This window comes from Streptomyces sp. NPDC041970 (genome assembly GCF_055588985.1).
Genome location: NZ_JBVJCD010000030.1, coordinates 40,845 through 57,050, shown reverse-complemented (window position 1 = coordinate 57,050; position 16,206 = coordinate 40,845). Strand labels below are relative to the sequence as shown.

Annotated in this window: 14 protein-coding genes and 1 pseudogene; 5 read left to right on the top strand and 10 right to left on the bottom strand. The window is 75.9% G+C overall.

Annotated elements, in window-relative coordinates:
• Positions 1 to 68: 68 nt before the first annotated feature.
• The 4 genes from ACZ6EJ_RS16770 to ACZ6EJ_RS16755 form a co-directional block, all read right to left on the bottom strand.
• Complete coding sequence (locus ACZ6EJ_RS16770; protein WP_469267843.1) at positions 69 to 1,748, bottom strand: L-aspartate oxidase; 1,680 nt, start codon at positions 1,746 to 1,748, stop codon at positions 69 to 71.
• A complete protein-coding gene (panC, locus tag ACZ6EJ_RS16765) occupies positions 1,745 to 2,677 on the bottom strand; it encodes a pantoate--beta-alanine ligase (protein WP_469267842.1) in 933 nt (310 codons plus the stop codon). The genes ACZ6EJ_RS16770 and panC overlap by 4 nt, the downstream gene beginning before the upstream one ends.
• Positions 2,674 to 3,624 carry a Rossmann-like and DUF2520 domain-containing protein gene (locus ACZ6EJ_RS16760; protein WP_469267841.1) on the bottom strand — a complete coding sequence of 317 codons (951 nt, stop codon included), beginning with the start codon at positions 3,622 to 3,624 and terminating at the stop codon, positions 2,674 to 2,676. The genes panC and ACZ6EJ_RS16760 overlap by 4 nt, the downstream gene beginning before the upstream one ends.
• A gap of 192 nt (positions 3,625 to 3,816) precedes the next feature.
• Complete coding sequence (locus tag ACZ6EJ_RS16755) at positions 3,817 to 4,002, bottom strand: hypothetical protein (protein WP_469267840.1); 186 nt, start codon at positions 4,000 to 4,002, stop codon at positions 3,817 to 3,819.
• 103 nt (positions 4,003 to 4,105) lie between these two features.
• Between ACZ6EJ_RS16755 and ACZ6EJ_RS16750 the strand changes: the two genes are divergently transcribed.
• Positions 4,106 to 5,218: a DUF5937 family protein gene (locus ACZ6EJ_RS16750; RefSeq protein WP_469267860.1), complete on the top strand. Its 1,113-nt coding sequence runs from the start codon at positions 4,106 to 4,108 to the stop codon at positions 5,216 to 5,218.
• Positions 5,219 to 5,274: 56 nt separating this feature from the next.
• Here the strand turns inward: ACZ6EJ_RS16750 and ACZ6EJ_RS16745 are convergent, their stop codons facing one another.
• On the bottom strand, positions 5,275 to 5,955 hold the full coding sequence (locus tag ACZ6EJ_RS16745; RefSeq protein ID WP_469267839.1) for a response regulator transcription factor: 681 nt from the start codon (positions 5,953 to 5,955) through the stop codon (positions 5,275 to 5,277).
• A gap of 49 nt (positions 5,956 to 6,004) precedes the next feature.
• Complete coding sequence (locus ACZ6EJ_RS16740; protein WP_469267838.1) at positions 6,005 to 7,210, bottom strand: sensor histidine kinase; 1,206 nt, start codon at positions 7,208 to 7,210, stop codon at positions 6,005 to 6,007.
• 95 nt (positions 7,211 to 7,305) lie between these two features.
• Between ACZ6EJ_RS16740 and ACZ6EJ_RS16735 the strand changes: the two genes are divergently transcribed.
• On the top strand, positions 7,306 to 8,301 hold the full coding sequence (locus ACZ6EJ_RS16735) for an SAM-dependent methyltransferase (RefSeq protein WP_469267837.1): 996 nt from the start codon (positions 7,306 to 7,308) through the stop codon (positions 8,299 to 8,301).
• A 38-nt stretch (positions 8,302 to 8,339) separates the two neighbouring features.
• Entirely contained in the window at positions 8,340 to 9,482 is a 1,143-nt protein-coding gene (locus tag ACZ6EJ_RS16730; protein WP_469267836.1) for an NADH-quinone oxidoreductase subunit D, read from the top strand.
• A gap of 15 nt (positions 9,483 to 9,497) precedes the next feature.
• Here ACZ6EJ_RS16730 and ACZ6EJ_RS16725 read toward each other — a convergent pair whose 3' ends face one another.
• From ACZ6EJ_RS16725 to ACZ6EJ_RS16710, 4 genes are all read right to left on the bottom strand, one after another.
• Positions 9,498 to 10,613 carry a hypothetical protein gene (locus ACZ6EJ_RS16725; RefSeq protein ID WP_469267835.1) on the bottom strand — a complete coding sequence of 372 codons (1,116 nt, stop codon included), beginning with the start codon at positions 10,611 to 10,613 and terminating at the stop codon, positions 9,498 to 9,500.
• A gap of 137 nt (positions 10,614 to 10,750) precedes the next feature.
• Positions 10,751 to 11,716 carry an ABC transporter substrate-binding protein gene (locus tag ACZ6EJ_RS16720; protein WP_469267834.1) on the bottom strand — a complete coding sequence of 322 codons (966 nt, stop codon included), beginning with the start codon at positions 11,714 to 11,716 and terminating at the stop codon, positions 10,751 to 10,753.
• Between the two features lie 67 nt (positions 11,717 to 11,783).
• Complete coding sequence (locus tag ACZ6EJ_RS16715) at positions 11,784 to 12,458, bottom strand: ABC transporter permease (RefSeq protein WP_469267833.1); 675 nt, start codon at positions 12,456 to 12,458, stop codon at positions 11,784 to 11,786.
• A gap of 2 nt (positions 12,459 to 12,460) precedes the next feature.
• Positions 12,461 to 13,186 carry an ABC transporter permease gene (locus ACZ6EJ_RS16710; RefSeq protein ID WP_469267832.1) on the bottom strand — a complete coding sequence of 242 codons (726 nt, stop codon included), beginning with the start codon at positions 13,184 to 13,186 and terminating at the stop codon, positions 12,461 to 12,463.
• Between the two features lie 164 nt (positions 13,187 to 13,350).
• Here ACZ6EJ_RS16710 and ACZ6EJ_RS16705 point away from each other — a divergent pair, with 164 nt between their 5' ends.
• Together ACZ6EJ_RS16705 and ACZ6EJ_RS16700 are read left to right on the top strand one after the other, a co-directional pair.
• Positions 13,351 to 14,529, top strand: a complete 1,179-nt coding sequence (locus ACZ6EJ_RS16705; protein WP_469267831.1) for an ABC transporter ATP-binding protein — start codon at positions 13,351 to 13,353, stop codon at positions 14,527 to 14,529.
• 421 nt (positions 14,530 to 14,950) lie between these two features.
• A pseudogene (locus ACZ6EJ_RS16700) lies at positions 14,951 to 16,132 on the top strand (phosphatidylglycerol lysyltransferase domain-containing protein); the annotation flags it as partial.
• Between the last annotated feature and the right edge of the window lie 74 nt (positions 16,133 to 16,206).

Here is a 16,206-nt window from a genome sequence, read left to right as displayed (position 1 = left end):
TGCGGGTCGTGCGGGTCCCACGGCGTGCGGCGGGCGGCGGGCGGTGCGCCCGCCTCCCAGCAGTGTGCTCAATCCGCCGGGCGCACGGGCGGGAACGCGGCGGTCCGCGTGCGGTGGACGGCCGGGGCGCCGTCGGCTCCGATACGGACGATCAGGTGGCGGCGGCCGTGCTCGTCGTCGCGGTCGGGCCGGTCCTCGCGCCAGTGGCAGCCGCGGGTCTCCTCGCGCTGCCCGGCGGCGGCGACCAGGACGCGGGAGACCAGGAGGAGGTTGGCCGCCTCCCACGCCTCGACGCCGGGGACGACGGCCTTGGGCCCGTCCGCGTCGGCGGCCGCGCCGCGGTGCAGGGCCGCCAGCTCCTCGGCGGCGGCGGCCAGGCTGCCGGCGGAGCGCAGGACCCCGGCGCCCCGCGTCATGACGCGCTGGATCGCCGCACGGGCCTCGGGGGCGACCAGCGGGACCGGCTCGCCGTCCCGGCCGGGGGCCGGGACGGTGCGGGGCGGGCGGGTCGCGGCGATGTCGGCGGCGATGCGCTCGGCGAAGACCAGGCCCTCCAGGAGGGAGTTGGACGCCAGCCGGTTGGCCCCGTGGACCCCGGTGCAGGCGACCTCGCCGCAGGCGTACAGGCCGGGGACGGTGGTGCGGCCGCGCAGGTCGGTGCGGACGCCGCCGGAGGCGTAGTGCGCGGCCGGGGCGACCGGGATCGGCGCGGTGACCGGGTCGATGCCGTGGGCGCGGCAGGCGGCGAGGATGGTGGGGAAGCGCTCCTCCCACATCCGCGCGCCGAAGTGCCGGGCGTCCAGGTACATGTGCTCGGCGCCCCGCTCGTGCATCCGGCGGGTGATCGCCTTGGCGACGATGTCGCGGGGGGCCAGCTCGGCCAGCTCGTGCTGCCCGGTCATGAAGCGGACGCCGTCGCCGTCGACGAGGTGGGCCCCCTCGCCGCGCACCGCCTCGGAGACCAGGGGCTGCTGGCCCTCGGCGTCCGCGCCGAGGAAGAGGACGGTGGGGTGGAACTGGACGAACTCCAGGTCGGAGACTTCCGCCCCGGCCCGCAGCGCGAGCGCCACGCCGTCCCCGGTGGAGACGGGGGGGTTGGTGGTGGCGGAGAAGACCTGGCCCATGCCGCCGGTGGCCAGGACGACGGACGGGGCGCGGACCGCGCCGACGCCGTCGTGCCGGCCCTCGCCCATGACGTGCAGCGAGACCCCTGCCGTACGGCCTTCGGCGTCCGTCAGCAGGTCCAGGACCAGCGCGTTCTCGATGGTGTGCAGGGCGGCCGCGCGGACCGCCTCCACCAGGGCGCGGGATATCTCCGCGCCGGTGGCGTCGCCGCCCGCGTGGGCGATGCGGCGGCGGTGGTGGCCGCCCTCGCGGGTCAGCGCGATGTCGCCGCTGTCCGTGGTGTCGAAGTGCGCGCCCGCGCCGATCAGGCGGCGTACGGCGTCGGGGCCCTCGGTGACCAGGACGCGCACGGCCTCCTCGTCGCAGAGGCCCGCGCCCGCGACGAGGGTGTCGTCGAGGTGCTGCTCGGGGGTGTCGCCCTCGCCGAGGGCGGCGGCTATGCCGCCCTGGGCCCAGCGGGTCGAGCCGTCGTCGAGGCGGGCCTTGGTGACGACGACGGTGTCCAGGCCGGCCGCCGCGCACCGCAGCGCGGTGGTGAGCCCGGCGACGCCGGAGCCGACCACCACGACGTCCGCGTCGATGGCCCAGCCGGGGGCGGGGGCGGCGAGCCGTGTTCCGGTCACGAGAGGGCTCCGAGGGTGAGGGGGATGTTGTCGATGAGGCGGGTCGCGCCGACCCGCGCCGCGACGGCGAGGACCGCCTCGCCGCTTGCCCGGTCGTCGGGGACCTCGGTGAAGTCGGCCGGGTCCACCAGGGCCAGGTAGTCCAGGGCGATCGGCTGCCCGTCCCGCGCGGCCGCCTCGTCCAGCGCCGCTCGGGCGGCGGCCCGGACGGCGGCGGCGGGGGCGGTGGCCCCGGTCCGCTCGCGCAGGGCCCGCTCGGCGGCGAACAGGGCGCGCGGCAGGGCGAGCGCGGCGCTCCGCTCGGGCGGGGAGAGGAACCGGTTGCGGCTGGAGAGCGCGAGGCCGTCGGGGTCCCGGACGGTGGGGACGGCGGTGATCCGGACGGGGAAGTCCAGGTCGCGGACCATGCGCCGGATGAGGGCGAGCTGCTGGGCGTCCTTCTGCCCGTAGAACGCCTCGTCGGGGCGGGTGAGGTGGAGGAGCTTGGCGACGACGGTGAGCATCCCGTCGAAGTGGCCGGGGCGGGCCGCTCCCTCCAGGCGTTCGCCCATGGGGCCCGCCGTGACGCGGACCTGGGGCTCGCCGCCGGGGTAGACCTCGTCCACGCCGGGGGCGAAGACCGCGTCGGCCCCCGCGGCGGCGGCGACCTCCAGGTCGGCGTCCAGGGTGCGCGGGTAGCGGTCGAGGTCGGCCGCCTCGCCGAACTGGAGCGGGTTCACGAAGACGGTGGCCACGACCTGGCCGTCCGGGCCCGCGGCGGCACGCGCGGCGCGGATCAGGGCGGCGTGGCCCTCGTGGAGGGCGCCCATCGTCATGACGACGGCGCGCTCGGCCCCGGCGGGGCGGACCAGCGCGTCCAGCTCGGCGGCGGTGCGCAGGAGGGCGGGACGGGGGCCTTCGGCGCGGCTGCCGCGCGCGGTCGCGGTCACCGGGGCTCCTCCGGTCCGGGGGCGCCGGGGCGGCCCTCCCGGTCGGCCAGGACCACGAGCAGGTCCTCGGCCAGCTCCGCCTTGAGCAGGCCGTGGGCGAGGGCCCGGTCGGCGGTGGCGCGGGCCATCGCGAGATACCCGGCCACCGCCTGCGGGGCGTGGGCGCGCAGCTCGGCGATGTGGGCGGCGACCGTGCCGGCGTCCCCGCGCGCGACCGGGCCGGTCAGCGCGGCGTCGCCGGAGCGCAGGGCGTTGTCCAGGGCCGCGCCGAGCAGCGGGCCGAGCATCCGGTCCGGGGCGGCGACCCCGGCCTCGGCCAGCAGCTCCATCGACTGGGCGACCAGGGTGACCAGGTGGTTCGCGCCGAGCGCGAGGGCCGCGTGGTAGAGCGGGCGGGACTCCTCGGCGATCCATTCGGGCTCGCCGCCCATCTCGATGACCAGCGCCTCGGCGGCGAGCCGCAGCTCCTCGGGGGCGGTGACGCCGAAGGAGCAGCCCGCGAGCCGCTGGACGTCGAGGGCCGCGCCGGTGAACGTCATCGCGGGGTGCAGCGCGAGCGGCAGGGCCCCGGCCCGCAGCGCGGGGTCCAGCACCTTCGCCCCGTACCGCCCGGAGGTGTGGACGAGCAGTTGGCCCGGCCGTACCGCACCGGTCCGGGCCAGTCCCTCGACCAGCGTGGGCAGCACGTCGTCGGGGACGGTCAGCAGCACCAGCTCGGCGCGGGCCAGCACCTCGGCGGGCTCCACGACGGGCACGCCGGGCAGCAGCTCGGCGGCGCGGCGGCGGGAGGCGTCGGAGACGCCGGAGACGGCGACCGGGCGGTGCCCGGCGAGCTGGAGCGAGGCGGCGAGGGCGGGGCCGACCCGGCCCGCGCCGACGACGCCGACGGTGAGTCGGGCGGGGCGGTCCCTCGCGTCGAGGGGTTCCCTGGGAGCTGATGCGTTCACGCGGCGACGGCCTTCCGTTCCAGTCCGCGGGGGGTACCGGACGATTTCTCTGCATGTTACGCCAGCGTTTCGCCTCGGCTCCGACGCCGCCCACAGCCTGTGGACAACCCGGCGGGGCGGGCGGGGACCGGTGCCGCGCGGTCCCCGGGCCGGTGCGGAGGCGGCCTGGCCGGGCCCGCCCCCGCCGCGTCCTCACCGTACGGGCGGGCCGGCGCCGCCGTCCGGGCGCGGGGTGCGGGGCGCCGGCGGGTGGGTGAGCCAGTGCCGGTACAGGGAGCGCAGGGCCGAGCGGTCGTCCCGGCCGGGCGGCGGGGGCGCGGGCCGCCCGAGCGCGGTCGCGCGCCAGGCGTCGAGCATGTGCTGCTGCAAGGCGTTCATGCCTCCAGCGTGGGCGGGTCGCGGCGGCTCCGCCCGCCGATTGACGGCGGCCGTCAAGTGGGGCGCCGCCGCGTCCGGAGGGGCCCAGTATGGGGAGGTGAGCGTGTACATAGACATCGCGGGCCTGCCCGCCGACCGCGTCGTTTTCGCGACCTCGCCCCTCGCCGAACTGGGGGCCGCCCTGCACGCCCTCTCCGAGCCCGGCCACCATCCGGGGCTGCACGGCTGGGCCACCGCGATCACCACGGCGCTGGAGCCGGAACTGGCGGACCGGATGGTGGAGGCGGAGTTCCTCTGGCGGAACACCTTCTCCGACGTCTTCATGCCGTTCTCCGGAATCCGCGGCGGCGACGGCGGGACCGGGGCCACCCTCGCCGAGGACCTGGACCTGCTGGACCGGCTGGACGACGAGCGGTTCGTCGCGGCGGCCCTGGAGTTCACCTGCGCCGGCCCGTACGGGGCCGGCGCGCCCTCGCCGCTGAGCGACGTCCGGATGCGCGCCCGCGCCCTGGACCTGGCGGCGGCGCGCGGCCCGCGGCAGGTGGAGTTCACCCAGCGGCTGCTGGCCGACCCCGTCTCCGTACGCGGCTGGATCCGGCGCCTGTTCGAGGACTGCGACCAGGCGTTCTTCGCGGACACCTGGCGGCGCGTCTGCGTCCAGTTGGCCGCCGACGCCCGGCACAAGACGGAGCTGCTGCGGCGCAAGGGGCTCGCCGACGCGGTCGGCGCGGCCTCCTCGGCGGTGGCGCTGGACGAGGCCGCCGGCCTGATCAGCGTCGACAAGCTCAGCGAGGGCCGGACCACCGCCGTCGACCCGGACGTCGGCCGGGGGCTGACGCTCATCCCGACCAGCCTCGGGTGGCCGCACCTGATGGTGCTGCACGCTCCGGGCTGGCGGCCGGTGCTCCACTACCCGGTCCACCTGCCCGACCTGCCCGCGCCCGCCTCCGTCGAGCTGCTCAGCCTGCGGCTGGAGGCGCTGGCCCACCCGCTGCGGATGCGGCTCTGCCGGAACCTGGCCCGCTCCCCGTACACCACCGGCGAGCTGGCCGACTCGCACGGGATCACCGCCCCCGAGGTCTCCCGGCACCTCTCCGTGCTCAAGAAGGCGGGCCTGATCACGACGCGCCGCCGGGGGCGGTACGTGCTGCACCAGTTGGACCTGACCGTGGTGGCCCGGCTCGGCAGCGACTTCCTGGAGGGCGTGCTGCGCTGAGGCCGTCCGGGCGGATCGGCCGGGCGGCCGGCCCGTACGCCGGGCGGCCGCCCCGCTCAGCCCGCGCCGCCGCCCGCCCGGACCAGGCCGCTCTCGTACGCGAGGACGACGACCTGGACCCGGTCGCGGAGGCCCAGCTTGGTGAGGATGCGGCCGACGTGCGTCTTGACCGTCGCCTCGGAGAGCACGAGCCGGGCCGCGATCTCCCCGTTCGACAACCCCTGCGCGACCAGGAGCATGACCTCCCGCTCGCGTTCGGTGAGCTTGGCGACGTGCTTGTTCTTCGGCTCCTTCGCGCCGCTGGGCAGCAGCGGCGCGAACCGGTCGAGCAGCCGGCGGGTGGTGGAGGGGGCGACGACCGCGTCCCCGCTGTGCACGGAGCGGATCGCGGTGAGCAGTTCGGCGGGCGGCACGTCCTTGAGCATGAAGCCGCTGGCCCCGGCCTTCAGCCCGGAGAAGGCGTACTCGTCGAGGTCGAACGTGGTCAGGATGAGCACCTTGGGCGGGTCGGGCTGCGCGCAGATGCGGCGGGTCGCCTCGACGCCGTCCAGCCGGGGCATACGGACGTCCATGAGGACCACGTCCACGGCCGTGGACCGGAGGTTCTCGATCGCCTCGGCCCCGTCCCCGGCCTCGGCCACCACCTCCATGTCGGGCTGGGCGGCGAGCACCATCCGGAACCCGGTCCGCAGCAGCATCTGGTCGTCGACGAGCATCACGCGGATGGCGGGGTTCATGGGGATCGTGTCCTGTCCTCGGTGGGTGGCGGGCGGTCGGGGCGGCCGGTCAGTCGGCGGGCTTGAGCGGCAGCAGGGCGCTGATCCGGAATCCGCCGCCGGGCCTCGGCCCGGCGTCCAGGGTGCCGCCGACCATGCCGACCCGCTCCCGCATCCCGATCATCCCGTGCCCGGCGCCGTCCGCGCCGCCGTCCGCGTACAGCTCGTGCGCGGCCCCCCGGCCGTCGTCCTCGACGAGCAGGCCGAGGCCGTCGTCGAAGTAGACCAGCCGGACGCTGGCCCCGGCGTCGGGGCCGCCGTGCTTGCGGGTGTTGGTGAGGGCTTCCTGGACGATGCGGTACGCGGTCAGCTCCACGCCGCTGGGCAGCGGGCGGGCGGTGCCCTCGACCTTGAAGTCGACCTCCAGGCCGGTCCGCCGGACCTGCTCGACCAGGTCCTCGATCTGCTCCACGTCCGGCTGCGGAACGTACTCCCCGCTCTCCGGGGCGTCGCCGGTGCGCAGCACCCCGAGCAGGCGGCGCATCTCGGCGAGCGCCTGGCGGCCGGTGCCGGAGATGGTCTCCAGCGCCTGGCGGGCCTGGTCGGGGGCGGCGTCCATGACGTAGGCGGCGCCGTCGGCCTGGACGACCATGACGGAGACGTTGTGCGCGACGACGTCGTGCAGCTCGCGGGCGATCCGGGCGCGCTCGGCGGCCACGGCGACCTTCGACTGCGCCTCCCGCTCCCGCTCCAGGCGGGCGGCGCGCTCCTCCAGCTGGCTGAAGTAGGCCCGCCGGGTCCGCAGCGAGTCGCCGAGCACCCAGGCCAGCACGAACGGCACGGTCATGACGACGGTGATGAAGACCGTCTGGGCCCACGACCCGCCGGACTCCGCCTCCGGCCAACGGAGCTGCGCCAGCGCAGCGGCGCTCAGGCTGCCGGCGAGGGCGAGCCGGGAGGCCCAGCGCTCCCCGTCCGCGGCCGCCGTGTACACCACCACGAGCAGCGCGAAGTCCCCGATGGACGGCTGGACGTCCAGGACCAGTTGGGCGACGCCGACCGCGATGGCGAGCAGCAGCGCCTTCTCGGTCGCGCGGCGGCGCAGGGCCACCACGGCGGAGAGCCCGAGCACAACCGGAACGGCGAGGATCTCCTCCCGCCCGTCGTCGTACATGCCCGACGCCAGCGACAGGCCGGAGAGCCCGAGGAGGACGACCGCCCAGAAGACGTCGACGCCCGTCGGGTGTCTGCGGAGGAAAGCGTAGAGGCGCTGCACGCGACCCAGCGTAGGGACAGCGGATCGCCACCGGGTCAACCGGAGGGGCGATCCGGGTCCCGGCACCGTACTCCCCAAGGTGGAGACTGGCCCGTGTGGAAGACGAGTGGCGCGGGTGGCGGGAGGCGGCGGAGGCCGCTCTGTACGGGGACGAGGGCTTCTACCGCAGCCCGGTCCGCAGTCCGCGGGGGCCGGCGGGCCACTTCCGTACGTCGGTGCACGCCTCGCCGCTGTTCGCGGCGGCGGTGGCCCGGCTGCTGGTCCGGACCGCGCGGGAGCTGGACGCCGACGCGGTCGCGCTGGTCGACGTCGGCGCGGGGCGCGGCGAGCTGCTGACCGGGGTGCTGGCCGCGGTGCCGGACGGGCTCGCGGTGACCCCGTACGCGGTCGAGGTCGCCCCCCGGCCGCCGGGGCTGGACCCCCGCGTCCAGTGGTGCGCCGAGCCGCCCCAGGGGGTCACCGGGCTGCTGTTCGCCAACGAGTGGCTGGACGACGTGCCGGTCGACGTGGCGGAGGCGGACGCGGACGGGGTCCCCCGGTACGTGCGGGTGCGGACCTCGGACGGCGCGGAGGCGCTGGGCGACCCGGTGGCGGGGGCCGACGCCCGGTGGCTGGAGCGGTGGTGGCCGCTGTCCGCACCGGGCGAGCGGGCGGAGATCGGCCGCCCCCGCGACGCGGCCTGGGCGCGGGCGGTCGGCTCGCTCGCCGCCGGGCTCGCGGTGGCGGTGGACTACGCGCACGTCCGGGGCGGGCGGCCGCCCTTCGGGACGCTGACCGGCTTCCGGGGCGGGCGCGAGGTGCGCCCGGTGCCGGACGGCTCGTGCGACCTGACCGCGCACGTGGCGCTCGACGCGTGCGCGGCGGCGGTCCCGGCCGCGCCGGGCCGGGCGCCGGAGCTGACCGACCAACGCACGGCGCTCGGGCGGCTGGGGATCGACGGGCGGCGGCCCCCGCTGAGCCTGGCCGCCACCGACCCGGCGGGCTATGTGCGGGCGCTGGCGGCGGCGGGCGAGGCGGCGGAGCTGACCGCGCCCGGCGGCCTCGGCGACTTCGGCTGGCTGCTGCACCGGGTGGGGCCGGATCGCGGGTGAGGGCCGCGGCGCGGCCGGGCCAGGGAATACTGGGCCGCATGACGGAGACGACGATCGGCATCGGCGGCGCGGCGGAGAGCACCGACATGGTGCTGAACATCGGACCCCAGCACCCGTCGACGCACGGGGTGCTGAGGCTGCGGATCGTCCTGGACGGCGAGCGCGTCCAGCACGCGGAGCCGGTCGTCGGCTATATGCACCGGGGCGCGGAGAAGCTGTTCGAGGCGCGCGACTACCGGCAGATCGTCATGCTCGCCAACCGCCACGACTGGCTCTCCGCGTTCTCCAACGAGCTGGGCGTCGTGATGGCCGTCGAGCGGATGCTGGGCATGGAGGTCCCCGAGCGCGCGGTCTGGACCCGGACGCTGCTCGCCGAGCTGAACCGGGTCCTCAACCACCTGATGTTCCTGGGCTCCTACCCGCTCGAACTCGGCGGCATCACCCCGGTGTTCCACGCCTTCCGCGAGCGCGAGGAGCTCCAGGCGGTGATGGAGGAGGTGTCCGGCGGCCGGATGCACTACATGTTCAACCGGGTCGGCGGCCTCAAGGAGGACGTCCCCGCGGGCTGGACCGGCCGGGTCCGCGACGCCGTCGCCTCCGTCCGCTCCCGCATGGACGTGTACGAGGACCTCGTCCTCGGCAACGAGATCTTCCGGGGCCGCACGCGCGGGGTGGGCGTGCTGTCCGCCGCGGCGGTGCACGCGTACGGGGTGTCGGGGCCGATCGCCCGCGCCTCGGGCGTCGACTTCGACCTGCGGCGCGACGAGCCCTACCTCGCCTACGGGGAGCTCCAGGACACCCTGCGGGTCGTCACCCGGACCGAGGGCGACTGCCTCGCCCGCTTCGAGTGCCTGCTGGAGCAGACGCTGAACGCCCTGGACCTGGCGGACGCCTGCCTGGACCGGATGGCCGCGCTGGCGCCCGGCCCGATCAACCAGCGGCTGCCCAAGGTGCTCAAGGCCCCCGAGGGCCACACCTACGCCTGGACGGAGAACCCGCTCGGCGTCAACGGCTACTACCTGGTGTCCAAGGGCGAGAAGACGCCGTACCGGCTGAAGCTGCGCTCCGCCTCGTTCAACAACATCCAGGCGCTCACCGAGCTGCTGCCGGGCACCCTGGTGGCCGACATGGTGGCGATCCTCGGCTCGCTGTTCTTCGTCGTCGGGGACATCGACAAGTAGCCGGGGCCCCCGGCGTCAGGAGACCGCGCCGCGCAGTTCGACGATGTCGAGCGGCTCGGTCTCGTCGTGCTCGGTGAGGTCGATGACCTTGCCGACGGCCCGGTCCCGCTCCGGGGCGGGGGCGCCGGTGCGGTGGGCGGCGAGCGCCTCCTCGCCGACGACGTCCGCGAGGTCCTCGTCCTGCACGGACTCGATCGCGGCGTTCGCCTTCTTGGCCCCGAAGAAGTCGAAGCCGCCCTGGGGCGCCGGGGACCGGCGCGGCGCGGCGTACGGGACGACGGCCGAGGCCGTGCGCGGCACGTGCACCGGCGCGGCGGAGGCGTCGGGGGCCGGAGCGTGCGGGGCGTACGGGGGCTTGCCGAGGGCGGGGAGGGGCGCGGGGGTCAGGGCGCTCGCGGCCGAGGGGTCCGGTGCGCCGGGGGCCGGAGCGGGCGGGGTCGGGGGGCGGCGGTGCTGGTGGTCCGAGGGCCCGCCCGCCCCGGCGACCGCCGCGGACTTCCCCTCCGGGCCGCCCTCCGCGCCCTGGCTGGGGGGGAGTTCGGCGCGGGCGCGCGCGCCGCGCTGCCGGGTCCGCTGGAGCGCCGCGTTGCGGGTGAGGTTCACCAGCGCCTCGTCCGCGCGCCGGTAGGACTCCGGGGTCGGCGCGGACCGGGCGGACGGCAGCTCGTGCGGGGCGGCGGCCTCGACGGCGAGCCGCCTGCGGCCCTCCAGCGCGCTGGCCCGCTCGGTCTCGGCGTTGGCGTAGCGGCGCAGCAGTCCGGCGTGCTCGCCGCGGAGTCCGGCCAACTCCACCCGCTTGCGGCGGAGCTTGGTCTCCAGCCGGGTGCGCAGGGCGCGCGACTCCTCCAGGTCCTGCTCCAGCTCGGCGATCCGCTCCTCGGCCCGCCAGGCGTCGTTGGCGCGGGCCCGCGTCAGCTCGGCGACCCGCAGGCCCGCGGCCCGGTCCCAGCTCCGCATCAGGTACGCGCCGGTGACGGCGGCGGCCGCGACGACCCCCACCAGGGCGCGCAGGGCGAGGGGTTCGGCGAGCAGCCAGGCGCCGGCGGCGCCGACGACCGACACGCCTGCCACCGCCGACGGCGGCAGGATTTTGTGGAGGGGCGGCGAATGGCGGTGGCGTCCACGTGGCATGGCCTGAAATTTACCGTGCGTGCGGACCCGGTGGGGGGCCGCCCGGCAATCTGTTCCCCGCCGGTTACCTCGCACCCGGGCGAAACGGCGCACTGAGGCGCCGGACGCCCGTTTCCGGGCGTCCGGCGAAGAGCCCCCTACTTCTTGATCAAATTCTTCTCGCGCAGGTACTCCTTCGCCACGTCCGCCGGTTTGGCGCGCTCCGCGTCGACCTTCCGGTTCAGTTCGGCGAGGTCTTCCGTGGTGAGCGCGGAGGTGAGAACGGCGAGCGCCTCGGCGATCGCGGGAGCGCCCGCGTCCTCGGTATTCAGCACGGGGAGCACGTTGTCCGCGTTCTGGAGCTTCTTGTCGTCCTCCAGGAAGACCAGTCCGTCCAGCACCGCGTCCGTGGTGGTCGTCAGGACGAGTTGGGCCTTGCCGTCGCGCACGGCCTGCTTGGACTGCGGGGTTCCGACGCCCTTGGGGTCGACGCCGGTGACGTCGATGCCGTACGTCTTCTTCAGGCCGGGTGCGCAGAACGGCCGCACCTCGCACTCGTCGCCCGCCGCGACCCTCACCTTCAGCTTCGACTTCCCCAGGTCGGAAAGGGTCGTGAGGCCGTTCTTCTCCGCGAATTCCTCGGAGACCGCGAAGGCGTTCTGGTCGACGGCCTTCCCGGCCGGGAGGACCGTGAGGCCCAGGGGTTCGGCGAGCTTCTTCAGGGCGGCGACCGTGGCGCCGGCGTCCCCGGAGGCGACGGGCTTGTTCCGGGCCGCCTCGGCCCCGTTGACCTTGGCGTTGAGGAATTCGGCGAGGGTCGCCGCGTATTCCGGTACGACGTCGACCTCGCCCTTCTCCAGCGAGGGTTCGTACAGCTCGCGGTTCTTCACCGTGGTGACCGAGGTGGCGTATCCGGCGTCGGCCAGGATCTGCGCGTACAGCTCGGCGAGCACCTTGGACTCGGTGAACGAGGCGGACCCGACGACCAGGGACCCCTTCCCGCCGCCGCCCGCCGGGGAGCCGCCCTTCTGCTGCTCCAGGCTGTCGCCGCCGCAGGCCGCGAGGGACCCGGCCAGCGCCGCCATCCCGATGACCGCTCCCGCTGTGCGCGAGGCCCTGCTCATGGTGTTCTCCGTCCGACCGAGAAAAAAAGGGGGTGAGTGAGGGGGATGGGGGTGTGGCGCGAGGGGCTCACACCGGCCCGCGCCGGCGCAGCGGGGAGAGCGTCCGGTCCAGCGCGACCAGCACCCCCTCGACGAGGAGGGCCAGCCCGGCGACGAGCACCGCGCCCGCGAAGACCTGCGCCGTGTCGTAGGTGTTGAATCCGGCGGTGATGATCCGGCCGAGGCCGCCGAGCCCGACCATCGCGGCGATCGACGCGGTGGCCACGACCTGGACGGCGGCCGACCGCAGCCCGGTCATGACCATCGGGTACGCGAGCGGCAGTTCGACCCGGAGGAAGAGCTGGCCGCCCGACATCCCCATGCCCCGCGCGGCCTCCACCACGGCCCGGTCCACCTCCCGCATCCCCACGTGGGCGTTGGTCAGCAGCGGGGGCACGGCGAACAGCACCAGCGCGATGATGGTGGGCCAGTACCCGGAGTTGCGCAGGGGCGTGACCATGAACAGGGCGAGCACCGCGAAGACCGGCACGGCCCGCCCGACGTTGGAGACGTTGACCGCGAGCGCGCCGCCCTTGCCGATGTGCCCCAGCCACAGGGCGAGGGGCAGGGCGATGGCGCAGGCCACCGCGAGGGCGACCCCGCTCACGTACAGGTGCTCGCCGAGCCGGTGGGCGGCCCCGCCCTCCCCCGACCAGTTGGCCCCGGTGGTCAGCCAGGTCCAGGCGTCGCCGATGACTCCCACGGTCAGCCCGCCTCCGCCTTCGCCGGTACGCCCGGTCCGTCCGGGCCCGTCCGCCCGCCCCCGGCCGCGCGGGTCCAGGGCGTCAGCAGCCGTTGGAGGCCGAGCAGCAGCAGGTCGGCCGTGACCGCGAGCAGCACGCACAGCACGGACGCGGCGAGCACCTGGGCCTTGAAGAAGCTCGGCAGCGCGTCCTCGATGAGGTTGCCGAGGCCCCCCTTGCCGACGAGGGAGCCGACCGTGGTCAGCGCGACCGTCGAGACGGTGGCGATCCGCACCCCGGCCATCAGCGCCGGGAGCGCCAGGGGGAGTTCCACCTCCCACAGCAGCCGCGCCGGCCCGTACCCCATCCCGCGCGCCGCCTCCCTGGCCTCCTGCGGCACGGCTTCGAGACCGGCCAGGATGTTGCGGACGAGGATGGTCAGCGAGTAGAGCACCAGGCCCGTGACGACCAGCGCGGCCGACAGCCCGAACAGGGGCAGCAGCAGCGAGAACATCGCCAGCGAGGGCACGGTGTAGAGCACGGTCGTCAGTCCCAGCACCGGCCCGGCGAAACGCCGGCCCCGGCGGGCGAGCAAGGCCAGGGGAAAGGCGACCGCCAGTCCGATCAGCACCGAGACCGCGGTGATCCCGATGTGCTGCACGGTGGCGTCGGTCAACTCCTGGCTGCGGGAGCGCAGATACTCCCCGCAGATCCAGTCGTTCGCCACCAGGCAGTTCCGCTCGGCCATCCGCCCCCCACCTCCCGTTTCCCCTCGCCGCCGCGGACGGTATTCCCCGCCGCCGCCGTATCGAACTGATGACTGACGACCCTATCCTCGACCAGCGGTCATCGCGGAGGCTGTCGCATTCCAGCAACATGTCCTTCACAGAACGCCCTCCACAATGGGGAACCATGATCCGTTTCGAGCACGTCACCAAGCGGTACGCCGACGGCACCACCGCCGTCGACGACCTTTCCTTCGAGGTCGCCGAGGGTGAACTGGTCACGCTCGTCGGACCGTCCGGCTGCGGCAAGACGACCACCATGAAGATGGTGAACCGGCTGATCGAGCCGACCGAGGGCCGGATATCCCTCGACGGGGACGACATATCCGCCATCGACCCCGTCCGGCTCCGCCGCCGCATCGGCTATGTGATCCAGCAGGTCGGCCTCTTCCCGCACCGGACGGTCCTGGAGAACACCGCGACGGTTCCGCGGCTGCTCGGCTGGCAGCGCGGAAAGGGGCGGGCCCGCGCCGCCGAACTCCTCGACCTCGTCGGACTCGATCCTTCCGTTTACGGCGACCGCTATCCGGAACAGCTCTCCGGCGGTCAGCGCCAACGGGTCGGCGTCGCCCGCGCCTTGGCCGCCGACCCGCCCGTCCTCCTGATGGACGAGCCTTTCGGGGCGGTCGACCCGGTGGTCCGCGAACGCCTCCAGAACGAATTCCTGAAACTCCAGGCCCAGGTCCGCAAGACCGTGCTGTTCGTCACCCACGACATCGAGGAGGCCGTCCGCCTCGGCGACCGGATCGCCGTCTACGGGCAGGGCCGCATCGAGCAGTTCGACTCCCCCGCCACCGTGCTCGGCGCCCCCGCGACCCCGTACGTGGCCGACTTCGTCGGCGCGGACCGCGGGCTCAAGCGGCTCTCGGTGACGCCCATCGAGGAGAGCGACCTCGACCAGCCGCCCGTCGTCCACCTCGACGACCCGCTGGCCGCCGCCACCGATCGGCTGCGCACCGAGGGCGCGCGCTGGGCGGTCGTCCTTGACGGGCAGGACAACCTGCACGGCTGGATCCCCGCCGACGCCACCGCCGCGCGGGCCGGGGGCGCCGTCCGCGAGCACGCCCGCCGGATGGAGGCATGGCTTCCGCTCGGCGCGCCGCTCAAGCAGGCGTTCGCCACCATGCTCCAGCACGACGCGGGGTGGATCGCGGTCGTCGACGCGGAGAGCGAGGGCCGCTTCCTCGGCGTGCTGACCCCCGCCCGGCTCCACGAGGCCCTGCGCCGCTCGATCGACGCGGACGCGCAGGACGTGCCGCGTGCCGCCGTCGCCGTGGAGACGGTGGCGACGATCGCCACCGCCTGAGCCGGAGGCCGCTCCGGCCGATCCCACGACTGCCACTCCGCGCCCGCTCGCGCGCCGGGCGCGGGTGGGCGCGTCGCGCTGGGCGTGCGCGGCGCGCGGGTGTGCGCGACGCGCGCTGGTGGTCGCGGCGGGCTCGGCGCGCGCTGGTGGTCGCGGCGTGCCCGGCGTGCGGGGCCTGCTCGGCGTGCGCGGCGTGCCCGGCGTGCGGGGCCTGCTCGGCGTGCGCGGCGCGCTCGGCGTGCGGGGTGTGCGCTGGGTGGTCGCGGCGTGCGCCGCGCGCTCGGCGTGCGCGCCGTGCGGGAAATCTCCGGAATGTGGCGGAACCCGCTCCTCCCCGCACTCGTCCTCCAGGGCACACACCGTCCGCACGGGGTTCACCCGGCGGACGGAAGGCGCACACCCCGCGAAGCCACGGGAAGCGATGTCGGTCACGGTGGATGGGGATGATTCGGTGCCGGTTCCGCAGCGGGTCCGCCGATCGCTCCGCGGGCCGCGCGTCGCTCCCCCGGCGGCCCTGGCCTGCGCCGCCGTCGGGGTGGCCGACGTCGCCGCGGGGGTCCTCCCCCGCTTCCGGCACAGCCGCCTGCTCGCCGCCCCCGACGTGCTCCCGGAAGCCCTCGTCCCGTACGCCGCCGCGCTCTCGCTGGGCGTGGGCGTACTCCTGCTGCTCCTCGCGCACGGGCTGGGGCGGCACGAGCGGCGGGCCTGGCGGGCAGCGGTCCTCCTGCTGCCCGCGGGGGCCGTCGTCCAGCTCGCGTACCGGCACTCGGTCGTCGGGGCGGCCGCCTCCCTGGCCCTGTGCTGGCTGCTGGTGCGCCACCGGGACGGCTTCCGCGCCCCGATCGAACCGCGCAGCCGCTGGCGCGCCCCGGCGGACTTCGTGCTGTTCGGGGCCGGTTCGCTGGTGCTCGGCCTGCTCGTCGTCAACGCCCGCCCCGGCCGGGTCGTCGGGGACCCGTCCATCGCCGACCGCCTCCAGCACGTGCTGTACGGGCTGTACGGCGTCGAGGGCCCGGTGGAGTACGCCGGGCGGACCGGCTCGACCGTCGCCTGCTGCCTGGGCGCGCTGGGCCTGCTGACCGCGGGCGCCACCGGCTACCTGGCCCTCCGCCCCGGCCCCCCGGCCGCCCGCCGCACCGGCGACGACGAGAGCCGGCTGCGGGCCCTGCTGGAGCGGTACGGGGGCCCCGGCGCGGCCGCCCGCCCCGCGCTCCGCCGCGGTGAGGACGTCGTCTTCTCCCCGAGCGGCAGGGCCGCCGTCCGCTACCGGGTCGTCGGCGGGACGATGCTCGCCGACGGCGACCCCGTCGGCGCGGTGGAGGCCTGGCCGGGCGCGATCGAGCGGTTCATGGACGAGGCGCGGGCGCACGGCCGGGCCCCCGCCGTGACGGGCTGCGGGGAGAGGGGCGGCCGGGTGTGGTCCCGCGAGACCGGCCTCACCGCCCTGGAGCCGGGCTCGGCGGCCGCCCCCTCCCGCGCGGAAGGGGCCGTGCGGGCCGTACGCCGGACGGTCGGGCGCACCGGCCGCGTCGCCCGCCGGGCCGGGGGCCGGCGGGCGCGGGACGCCGCCGCCGCCGAAGGGGACCGCGCGACCGCCGGCGCCCCCGTGCCCGGCGCGGCGGCCAGGACCGCCCGCACGGCGTCCTGAGAGCGCGCGGAGCAAGGGGCCGCCGGGCA